Source organism: Pseudomonas mandelii (assembly GCF_024138395.1).
Lineage (GTDB): Bacteria > Pseudomonadota > Gammaproteobacteria > Pseudomonadales > Pseudomonadaceae > Aquipseudomonas > Aquipseudomonas mandelii_E.
Window position 1 is genome coordinate 487151 of record NZ_JAMYDU010000003.1, and the last position, 11803, is coordinate 498953.

General features: G+C 60.3%; 5 protein-coding genes. 1 reads left to right on the forward strand and 4 read right to left on the reverse strand.

Annotation, left to right across the window (positions count from 1 at the left end; all coding sequences use genetic code 11):
• Positions 1 to 5: 5 nt before the first annotated feature.
• The 4 genes from NHU87_RS08490 to NHU87_RS08505 all read right to left on the reverse strand — a co-directional run bounded on the left by NHU87_RS08490 (position 6) and on the right by NHU87_RS08505 (position 6096).
• Positions 6 to 917, reverse strand: a complete 912-nt coding sequence (locus tag NHU87_RS08490) for a TauD/TfdA dioxygenase family protein (protein WP_253547370.1) — start codon at positions 915 to 917, stop codon at positions 6 to 8.
• A 273-nt stretch (positions 918 to 1190) separates the two neighbouring features.
• Entirely contained in the window at positions 1191 to 2558 is a 1368-nt protein-coding gene (locus tag NHU87_RS08495; RefSeq protein ID WP_253547372.1) for an HlyD family type I secretion periplasmic adaptor subunit, read from the reverse strand.
• Positions 2548 to 4704 (reverse strand): type I secretion system permease/ATPase, encoded by a 2157-nt coding sequence (locus NHU87_RS08500; protein ID WP_253547374.1) that lies wholly within the window; start codon positions 4702 to 4704, stop codon positions 2548 to 2550. The genes NHU87_RS08495 and NHU87_RS08500 overlap by 11 nt, the downstream gene beginning before the upstream one ends.
• A 39-nt stretch (positions 4705 to 4743) precedes the next feature.
• Positions 4744 to 6096: a TolC family outer membrane protein gene (locus NHU87_RS08505; RefSeq protein WP_253547376.1), complete on the reverse strand. Its 1353-nt coding sequence runs from the start codon at positions 6094 to 6096 to the stop codon at positions 4744 to 4746.
• 358 nt (positions 6097 to 6454) lie between these two features.
• Between NHU87_RS08505 and NHU87_RS08510 the strand changes: the two genes are divergently transcribed.
• On the forward strand, positions 6455 to 11803 hold a 5349-nt coding region (locus NHU87_RS08510), incomplete at its 3' end, for a retention module-containing protein (protein ID WP_253547378.1).

Below are 11803 nucleotides of genomic sequence, written 5' to 3' on the forward strand. Positions count from 1 at the left end.
CGAAATCAGAAAGGCGCGTCGCCCTGGATGGTGGTGCGATACAACTTGCGGCGCAGATGGCTGGGGCATCCGACGGCGAGGTGAATCAGCGAACGGTTGTCCCAGAACACCAGGTCGTGGGCCTGCCATTGATGGCGGTAAATGTTTTGCGGCAGCACGCTGTGGGCGTAGAGCTCGTCGAGCACTTGTTTGCTCTCGTCTTCCGGCAAACCGACGATGCGGGTGGTGAAGCCCTCGCTGACGAACAACGCCTTGCGGCCATTTTCCGGATGGGTGCGGACGATGGGGTGAACCACTTCGGCGACCTGAGCGAGCTGCTCCGGCGTCAGGGTCGGGCGCCAGTTGCCTTCAAATTTTGTCTCGCTGTAGCGCGCCGTGTAGGAATGCGCGGCCGAGCGACCTTCGACGGCTTTACGCAGCGCATCGGGCAAGTTGTCCCGGGCTTTGTGCATGTCGGCAAACAGCGTGTCGCCGCCTTCGGACGGCAGCTCTTGGGCATGCAGCATCGAGCCCAGGCTTGGCAGTTCTTTATAGGACAGGTCCGAGTGCCAGAACTTGCCGGCGTCACCGAGGCCGATGGACTGGCCGTTTTCGATGATATTGGAAACGATGAGGATTTCCGGATGCCCGGCCAGCAGGAACTGCTTGAGTACGTGGATCTGCAACACGCCGAAACGGCGGCTGAAGGCGATCTGCTGTTCGGGGGTAATGCGCTGGTCGCGGAACACCACCACGTGATGATCCAGGTGCGCACGATGGATGCGGGCGAAGTCTTGATCGTTGATCGGGCGGGACAGGTCCAGGCCGATGATTTCGGCACCGACGGCACCGCTGAACGGACGGACTTCGAAGACTTGCGACGCGATGGTGGCGGCGCTGGTTGATGCAGGTTTTGGAGAAAAAGAGACGGCTGACATAAAAATCACTCCCACGCACGGCACGCTCAAGGGCGCGCGTCGATCAGAAACTCACGGAGGTCCCGTGTTGGTTCGTGTCGTGCGGCGCGCCGATTGGTCGGCAGGTACGCAGGGGAGTGACTTTATAGGTATAAGAATTGAAATTTAAATACCGTTAATGAATAACGATATGGCATTTGAGATGTGGTGTTCTTGAGGCCGCCTTCGCGGGCAAGCCTCGCCCGGTAGGAGCGAGGCTTGCCCGCGAAGAGGCCATCAGCCCCAACCGAAAAACTACCGCTCGTGCAACGCCTCGGCCCGAGCCCGAATAATCGGCTTGAGCAAATAACTGAGCACGGTCTTCTTGCCGGTAATGATGTCCACCGACGCCACCATCCCGGGGATGATCAGCAACGGCTTTTCATCCGTCCCGAGGTGGCTGCGCTCGGTGCGCAGTTTGATGATGTAGTACGTGGTCTTCTTGTCTTCGTCGGTGATGGTGTCGGCACCGATCTGCTCCAGCTTGGCCTTCAGCCCACCGTAAATGGTGTAGTCGTAAGCTGTGAATTTCACCGTGGCATCTTGCCCCGGATGCAGGAACGCGATGTCTTGCGGGCGAATTTTGGCTTCTACCAGCAAGGTGTCATCCAGTGGCACAATCTCCACCAGATCGCTGCCCGGCTGGATCACGCCGCCGATGGTGTTCACCAGCAACTTATTGACGATGCCGCGCACCGGCGATGTCACCAGCGTCCGGCTGACCCGGTCTTCCAGGGCCTTGCCGGTGGCCTGGGCCTTGTTCAGATCGGTGCGTGCTTCGTTGAGTTGGGTCAGGGCTTCGCTGCGGAATTTGCCACGAGTCTCGTCAATCTTGCGCTGCACTTCCTTGATCGCCGATTCGGCGCGAGGAATCGCCAAGGTCGTGGCGTCCAGTTGCCCGCGAGTTTCCACCTCGGCGCGCTTGAGTCGCAAAACTTCCACCGGTGACACCGCGCCCTGAGCCACCAACGGCTCGGACATGTTGATTTCCTGACGTTGCAGCGACAACGCGTTGCGATACTGAGACTGTTTGGAGGTGAACTCGCGCAGCTCTTGCTGACGCTGGATCAACTGCTCCTTCAGGCCACCGATTTCATCGTGCAGTTGCTGACGACGGCTGATGTACAGAGATTCTTCACTGGCAGCCTGGACGGGAACAGCCTTGAGCACATCGGCGGGGAAGTTCAGCGCACGGTCGTCGACCTCGGCGCTCAAGCGCTCCACACGCAGCAACATCGACAGCCGATCGGCCTCGGTTTCACCGACGTTGGAGGCAAACCGCGTGTCGTCGAGACGAATCAGCGGCGCGCCGGCCTCGACGATCTGGCCTTCGGTGACGAACAGCTCGGAGACGATGCCGCCCTCAAGGTTCTGGATCTTCTGAATCTTCGACGACGGAATCGCCTTGCCGTCGCCCTTGGTGACTTCATCGACCACCGCGAAGTTAGCCCAAAGCATCAGGAACACGAAGAAGCCGATGATCGCCCAGATCGTCAATCGCACCACGCGCGGGGCGTCTTCGATCAGCGCTTTGTTGACCTCGGGAAGGGGCTGGCCTTGCAGCGATGCAGAGCCTTTGAAGTAGCGGCGGATGGAATCTTTGATCCCGGACTTAAGCAACACTGATCTGCCCCTTCTTCAACGCTTCCATCACGGCGGCTTTCGGGCCATCGGCGAGTATCTGCCCACGGTCGATCACCAGCAAACGATCAACCAGCGACAACAGCGAAGCCCGGTGCGTCACTAGCACCACAGTCTTGTTTTCAACCACCGCAGCGAGGCGTTGCTTGAGGCGTTCTTCACCGGTGTTGTCCATGGCACTGGTCGGTTCGTCCAGCAGCAGGATCGGTGGGTTGAGCAGCAGCGCTCGGGCCAGGGCGACGTTCTGGCGCTGACCGCCGGATAGGTTCTGCCCACGCTCACCGACTTGCAGCTCATAACCTTGCGGGTGCAGACGGGCGAATTCGTGAACGCCGGCCAGTTCCGCGGCTTGCAGCACCAATTCGTCTTCGACATAGCGCGCGCCCGAGACCAGATTGTCGCGCAGAGTACCAGCGAGCAATTGGATATCCTGGGGCACGTAGCCGATGTTGTGGCGCAATTCACTGACGTCGATCTGACGGATATCCACACCATCCACGAGCAGCGCGCCGTCGTCCGGCTGATAGAGGCCCACCAGCAGTTTTGCAAGGGAGCTTTTACCCGAGCCGCTGCGGCCGATGATGCCGATCTTCTCGCCGGGCTTGATGATCAGGTTGATGTTCTTCAGCGCGGGGTTCTGCTGATCCGGGTAAGTGAAGCTCAGCTGACGGCATTCAATGGCGCCTTGCAGCACTTTGCGGCTCAGCGGGCGCTCGTCGAAATTGCGCTCCTGCGGCAGCTCCATCATCTGATCGACCGAGGTCATGGTCACGCGGGCCTGTTGGTAGCGGGTCAGCAGGCCGGACAACGAAGCCAGTGGGCTGAGGGCACGACCGCTGAGCATGTAGCACGCGATCAAGCCGCCCATGCTCAGGTGGCCGTCGATGATCTGGTACACACCGAAGACGATCATGATCACCCCGGCCAGTTGCTGAATCAGCAAGGTGATGTTCATCGCCAGACCGGACAGCATTTTCACCCGCAGCTCAAGGCGGCTGAGGGTGCCGATGGTTTGCTCCCACTGATACTGGCGTTCGCTTTCAGCGTTGTTGACCTTCACCGCATCGAGGCCGGCGAGGGTTTCGATCAGGCTCGACTGGCGCTCGGCGCCCAGGGCCATGGTTCGTTCCATGGTCGCCACCAGCGGCTTCTGCAAGGCATAACCGATCAGCAAGGCAATCGGGAACGCCAGCACCGGAATCCACACCAGATGCCCGCCCAGGATCGCGATGACCATGAAGATCAGCAGCGTAAACGGCAGGTCGATCAGGCTGGTAAGAGTCAGCGACGCAAGGAAGTCGCGCAGGCTCTGAAATTCATGGATGTTCTGGGCGAAGCTGCCGACACGGGCCGGGCGGTACTTCATGGCCATGCCGACGATGCGCTCGAACAGCGTCGCGGAGATGATCAGGTCGGTTTTCTTGCCGGCCAGGTCCAGGCACAGGCTGCGCAGGCTCTTAAGGATCAGGTCGAACACGTAAGCGCCGGTGATGCCGATGGCCAGCACCCAAAGAGTCGACTCGGCCTGGTTCGGCACCACGCGGTCGTAGACGTTCATCACGAACAGCGGCGCGGCCATGGCAATGATGTTGATCAGAAAGCTGGCGGCGATGGCGTCGGCGTACAGCCAGCGCGAACGCTTGAGGGTGTCGCGAAACCATGAACGCGCGCGCGGGATCAGCGTGCCGTGGTTGACGTCGAATTTATGTTGGGGTTGGGCGAAGAAGACTTTGCCGCTGTAATCGTCGGCCAGCAGTTCACGGCTGACGCAAACCTCGCCACCGTCACTTTCGCTAAGCAGCAGGCGGGCCTGGTCTTCACCTTGCCAGCCGAGCAGCACCGCGCTGCGACCGTCCTTGAGCAGCAACAGCGCCGGCATGGCAATCGCTGGAATCTGTTCCAGCTTGCGCTGCAATACCCGCCCTTGCAGCCCGGCGCGAGCGGCCGCTCGGGGCAGCAGTTCGACGCTCAGGCGTTGCTTGGGTAACGGCAGGCCGGTGGTCAGCATCGCGGCGCTGGCCGGTTTCTGGTGCAAAGTGCAAAGGGCTAGCAGGCCGTCCAGTAACGGATCGTCATGCAGCGCGCGCGGATCATGAATGAGTTGAACTCCACTGACTTCTGATTCCACGCTCGACACTCTTGGCTAACGATTGAAATGGGGCAGGACTCAATTCATCCCGGGCAACTGAACCTTGGGCTTCACGTCGTTTTGCACAACGGATGCCAACGGTGCGACTACGCCCTGACTTTTGAGCAATTCGCCCATGGTCGCCTTGATTCGGTACTGAGTAAATAACTGAATGTTTTTGATCTCGGCCAACCGACGGGAAGCGCTGAACAGCTCGTTTTCACTGTCGAGCAAGTCGAGCAATGTCCGTTCGCCGAGGCTGAACTGCTTCTGATACGCGCTGCGCACGCTGGCGCTGCGATCGACATATTGCTGGGCGATCGGCACTTGGGCGTTGGCGTTATTCAGGGCATTCCAGGCCAGGCCCAGTTCTTCGTTCAACACGCGCAGGGCATTGTTGCGAATGTCCAGCGCCTGGTTCGACAGGTAGGACTTGGATTCCAGATCAGCCTTATTGCTACCACCGGCATACAAATTGAAGCGCATGCGCAGCATGGCCTGCCATTCGTTGCTGTGACCGTTCTGACCGTCGAGATCGTTATCGGCGCTGCGACCCAATTCGGCATCGAAGCGCGGGTAGAAGCTCGACTTGGCGGCTTCGTACTGCTTCTCGGCGGCGGCGATATCGGATTCGGCGGAGCGCAGGATCGGGCTGTTTTCCAGCATCTGCGCCCGCGCTTCATTCAGGTTGGCCGGCAACAGTGCCATAAAATCGGCAGGCCGCTCCAGCTGATCGGGCATTTGGCCGACGGCGCTGAGGAAGTTGGTTTCGGCATCCGCCAGGTTGGTCTGTTCAGTGATCAGGTTGTTGCGCGCCTGGGCCATGCGCGCGTCTGCCTGATCAAGGTCGGCGCCGCTGCCCACGCCGCGCTGGGTGCGCAATTTGATCTGGTCAAGAATCCGTTCGTGGTTCTTCAGATTGTCTTCGGCCAGGCGCACGAATTCGCGGCGAGTCAATACATCGAGATAGACCTGAGCGACGGTCAGGCCGGTACGTTCCGATGTGCCCAGCAAGGAATAAGCGCGGGAATTAACGGTGGCTTGTTGACGCCCTACTTCGCTGGACGTCGCAAAACCGTCAAATACCATCTGCGACAGACGTAAACTTGACTCGCTGCGGTTCAGCGTTTCCCAGTGATTGTTGTTGCCGGCGGCACGGGTGGTGACGCTGTCGGTGCCTTCGCGACCATAACCACCGAGCAGATCGACCCTTGGCAGGTATCCACCTTTGGCTGCCTTTAACTGATAATCCGCGGCCAATCGACTGTTGACCCCTGCCTGAATTTCCGGATGGACATCCAGCGCCTGCTGCATGGCCTGAGGAAGGCTTTGCGCCTGAACAAAACTGGTGGCAAGGGCGAAGGGTAGAACCTTGAACAGGTGCAAACGCATAGTTGGAATTTCCCGGGACTTCTTATCTTGAATCACTGCAGAACGTGGCGCTGCATCGGATGATGGCAACCGGAATGACCGTATGTCGGAAAGTTCAAAATCGGAACTGGATCACACGCTGCAGGACAGGTCGCCGCTTAAATATCAATGTGACATTACTAGGACGATTGTTTAGGATGGCTCTCCTAAGGTCAATAGTTTGGCATAAAGTTAATTTCGAAAAAATATAGCCAATTTATTGACGATTATCGCGTCAAAGTTATGAACTAAACATTTTGAAAGTACGTCCAGCCCCGATCGGCGAATACGCTGCCCGGTTCATGGAAGTCAACTGAACGTGACACCCGGAGAGTCTTCAATGAGCAGTGTTGTTGCCATCGTCAAAAGCATTGTTGGTCAGGTTTTCGCGGTGTCGCCAGAAGGCATCCGCCGCGTACTCGTTGAAGGCGACCGGTTGTTGGTCGGCGATCAGGTAGACACTGGTGCCGCCGGTGCCATTACGCTCGAACTGGCTGATGGCCGCACCCTGGACCTGGGCCGCGACACTCAGTGGAGCGGCAGCGATCCGGATTCCAGCGCCGACCTTGCGCAAGCCACTGCACAAGCCGCGCCATCGGTTGACGAATTGCAGCAAGCCATCGCCGCCGGTGTCGACCCGACCACCGCCCTTGAAGCCACCGCCGCCGGCCCTACGGCTGCGAGCGGGGGCGGCTCTACCGGCGGTGGCCACAGCTTCGTGGCCCTGGAGGCAACCGCTGCCCGGGTCGACCCGACTATCGGCTTCCCGACTGAGGGTCTCGCCACGGCCGCGTTGGCAACACAAGACACCACCGGCGGCCAGACTGCTGATACCAGCACCAATGCCCTGCGCGAATCGACCCTGAGCCTGAGTGCAACGCCGACCATCACCGAGGCCGGGGGCGTGCTGGTTTACACCGCGACCCTGACCCAGGCGCCACTGACCGACCTGACCATCACCCTGTCCAACGGCTCGGTGATTGTGATCGCAGCCGGCCAAACCACCGGAACCGTCAACGTCCCGCTGGCACCGAACGACACGGTTTATAACGATCCGACCCAGGTCAACGTGACCGTCACCGGCACCACGGGCGGCAGCGGTATCGTGGTCACCCCGCCGACCGTTCCAGCCGTGACCCAGGTCACCGACACCGTCGACACCTCCACCGTCACGCTGTCAGCGGGCTCGACCGTTACCGAAGGCGGGCAGATCACCTACACCGCGACGTTGACCAACCCGGCGCAGACGCCGGTCACCGTCACCTTATCCAACGGTTCGACCATCACCATCGCCGCCGGCAACACCACTGGCAGCGTCAATGTTCCGACGCCTGCCAATGACGTCTACAACAACGGCAATACCGTCAGCACCACGATCACGGGCGCTACCGGTGGCAACTTCGAGAACCTGGTGCCGAACCCGACTCCGGCGGTCACCACCATTACCGATTCCGCCGACACCACTACCGTCACACTGACGGCCGGCTCGACCGTCACTGAAGGCGGTCAGATCACCTACACCGCGACCCTGACCAACCCGGCGCAAACGCCGGTCACCGTCACCCTGTCCAACGGCTCGACCATCACCATCGCCGCTGGGAACACCACCGGCAGCGTGAACGTTCCGACACCGACGAACGATGTCTACAACAACGGCAGTACCGTCAGCACCACAATTACCGGGACTACCAGCGGCAATTTCGAAAATCTGGTGCCGAACCCAACTCCGGCGGTTACCACCATCACCGATTCGGTCGACGATACTGGCCTGAGCCTGACCGCCACCGGCAGCGTCACTGAAGGTGGCCAGATCACCTACACCGCGACGCTGACCAACCCGGCGCAAACGCCGGTCACCGTCACCCTGTCCAACGGTTCGACCATCACCATCGAAGCCGGCAACACCACCGGTTCCGTGAACGTCGACACCTCGGCCAATGACGTCTACAACAACGGCAGCACCGTCAGCACCACAATCACCGGCGCTACCGGCGGCAACTTCGAGAACCTCGTACCGAGCACCACGCCGGCAGTCACCACCATCACCGACTCGATCGACAACACCGGCCTGAGCCTCAGTGCCACCGGCACCGTCGTCGAAGGCGGCCAGATCACCTACACCGCCACCCTGACCAACCCAGCCGGCACGCCGATGACCGTGACCTTGAGCAATGGCTCGGTCATTACCATCGAAGCGGGCAAGACTACCGGCAGCGTGACTGTCGATACCGCGACCAACGACGTCTACAACAATGGCAGCATCGTCAGCACGACGATCACCGGTACCACCGGCGGCAATTTCGAGCAACTGACCCCGAGCACCGAACCGGCGCTCACCACCATTACCGATTCGAAAGACGACACCGGCCTGAGCCTGTCGGCGTCCACCGAAGTGGCCGAAGGTGGTCAGATTCTGTACACCGCGACCCTGACCAATCCGGCCGGGACACCGGTTACCGTGACCTTGTCGAACGGTGCGGTGATCACCATCGCTGCCGGCGCGACCACCGGCAGCGTGAGCGTCGATGCGCCTGCCGATGATGTTTATAAAGATGCCGGCAAGGCTGAAGTCACCATCGCGGACGCCGCTGGGGGCAACTTTGAGAACCTGGTGACGGACCCGACGCCAGCGGTCACTGACGTGACTGACACCCTCGATACCAGCACCGTTTCGCTGACGGCTACCGCAGACGTTGTCGAGGGCGGCACCGTGGTTTACACGGCTTCCGTGTCCGCGCCAGTCACCGGTTCGCCGGTGCTTGTGACCCTGTCGAATGGCCAGACCATCACCATTCCGGTTGGCTCGAGCAGCGGTTCTGTCAACTTCGTTGCACCAAATGATGCGTTGGCTGGTGGCGGCTCGTTGAGCGTCAAGATCGACGATGCAAAAGGTGGTAATTACGAGAAGCTGGAAGTTGACGGCAAATCAGCCGACACCTCGGTGACTGATACCCAGGACACCACTAACCTGTCGCTGACCGCCAGCGGTTCGGTGGATGAAGGTGGCCAGATCACCTACACCGCAACCCTAACCAATGCCGCCGGGACTCCGGTCACCGTGACGCTGAGCAACGGCGCCGTAATCACCATCGAAGAGGGCAAAACCACTGGCTCCGTGACTGTCGATGCGCCGAAGGATGACGTCTATAAAGACACTGGCACCGTTGAAGCGACGATCAAAGACGCGACCGGCGGCAATTTCGAGAATTTGGTTGCCAGCAATACACCGGCGGTGACCACCGTTAACGACACCCTCGACACCAGCACCGTTTCGCTGAGTGCCACCGCGAATGTCGCCGAGGGCGGCACCGTGGTTTACACCGCGTCCGTGACTTCGCCAGTGACCGGCTCGCCGGTGATTGTCACCCTGTCGAACGGTCAGACCATCACCATTCCGGTCGGATCGAGCAGCGGCTCTGTCAACTTCGTTGCGCCAAATGATGCACTGGCCGGTGGCAGCTCGCTGAGCGTCAAGATCGACGATGCTAAAGGTGGTAATTACGAGAAGCTGGACGTCGACGGCAAGTCGGCCGATACCTCGATCACCGATACCCAGGACACCACTACCCTTAGCCTCTCGGCGACTGACTCAGTCGCTGAAGGTGGTTCCATTGTTTATACCGCGACCCTGACCAACACCGCCGGGACTCCGGTCACCGTCACGCTGAGCAACGGCGCGATCATCACCATCGCGGCCGGTGCGACTACCGGCTCCGTGACCGTCGACGCACCAAAAGACGACGTCTACAAAGACGCCGGCCAGGTTGAAGTCACGATCAAGGACTCTGCGGGCGGCAACTTCGAAAACCTGGCCACCAATCCGGCGGCAGCGGTCACCGAGGTGACCGATACCCTCGATACTTCGACCGTCAACCTCACCGCGACCAGCACTGTGGCTGAAGGCGGCACCGTGGTTTACACCGCGTCTGTCAGCGCACCGGTCACCGGTTCGCCAGTCGTTGTGACCCTGTCGAATGGCCAGATCATCACTATCCCGGTTGGCTCAAGCAGCGGTTCTGTTAACTTCGTTGCGCCAAATGATGCCCTGACCGGTGGCACCTCCCTGAGCGTCAAGATCGACGATGCGAAGGGCGGTAACTACGAAAAATTGGAAATCGACGGCAAGTCGGCGGATACCTCGGTTACCGACACCGCTGAAACCACCACCCTCAGCCTGAGCGCTACCGATTCGGTCGCGGAAGGCGGTTCCATCGTCTACACCGCGACCCTGACCAACGCCGCCGGCACGCCGGTCACCGTGACCTTGTCGAACGGTGCGGTGATCACCATCGCCGCTGGCGCGACTACGGGCAGCGTGACCGTCGACGCGCCAAAGGACGACGTCTACAAAGACACCGGCACCGTCGAAGCAACCATCAAAGATGCGACCGGCGGCAATTTCGAGAATCTGGTCGCCAGCGATACACCGGCGGTGACCACCGTCAACGACACCATCGACACTTCGACGGTCAACCTCACCGCGAGCAGCACTGTGGCTGAAGGCGGGACTGTGGTTTACACCGCGTCCGTATCTTCGCCTGTCACCGGTTCGCCGGTGGTTGTGACCCTGTCGAACGGCCAGACCATCACCATTCCGGTCGGCTCAAGCAGCGGTTCTGTCAACTTCGTTGCGCCAAATGATGCCCTCGCGGGCGGTGGTTCCTTGAGCGTGAAGATCGACGATGCCAAGGGCGGTAACTACGAGAAGCTGGACGTCGACGGCAAGTCGGCGGATACCTCTATCACTGACACTGCGGACACCACCAACCTGTCGCTGACTGCGACCGGTGCCGTGGATGAGGGTGGCCAGATCACCTACACCGCGACCCTGACCAACGCCGCCGGCACGCCGGTCACCGTGACCTTGTCGAACGGCGCCGTCATCACCATCGAAGCAGGCAAAACCACCGGTTCCGTGACCGTCGATGCGCCGAAGGACGATGTCTACAAAGACGCCGGCACCGTTGAAGCGACCATCCAAGACGCGACCGGCGGTAATTTCGAGAAGCTGTTCGCCAGTGATACACCGGCGGTGACCACCGTCAACGACACCCTCGACACCAGCACCGTTTCGCTGAGTGCCACTTCGAACGTCGCCGAAGGCGGCACCGTGGTTTATACCGCGTCCGTGTCGGCACCGGTCACCGGTTCGCCCGTGGTTGTGACCCTGTCCAATGGCCAGACCATCACCATTCCAGTCGGATCGAGCAGCGGTTCTGTCGACTTCGTTGCGCCAAATGATGCACTGGCCGGTGGCAGCACGCTGAGCGTCAAGATCGACGATGCGAAGGGCGGCAACTACGAGAAGCTGGACGTCGACGGCAAGTCAGCGGATACCTCTATCACTGACACTGCGGACACCACCAACCTATCGCTGACTGCGACCGGTGCCGTGGATGAGGGTGGCCAGATCACCTACACCGCGACCCTGACCAACGCCGCCGGCACTCCGGTCACCGTGACCTTGTCGAACGGCGCCGTCATCACCATCGAAGCGGGTAAATCCACCGGTTCCGTGACCATCGATGCGCCGAAGGACGACGTCTACAAAGACGCCGGCACCGTCGAAGCAACCATCCAAGATGCGACCGGCGGTAATTTCGAGAATCTGGTCGCCAGTGATACACCGGCGGTGACCACCGTCAACGACACCCTCGACACCAGCACCGTTTCGCTGAGTGCCACTTCG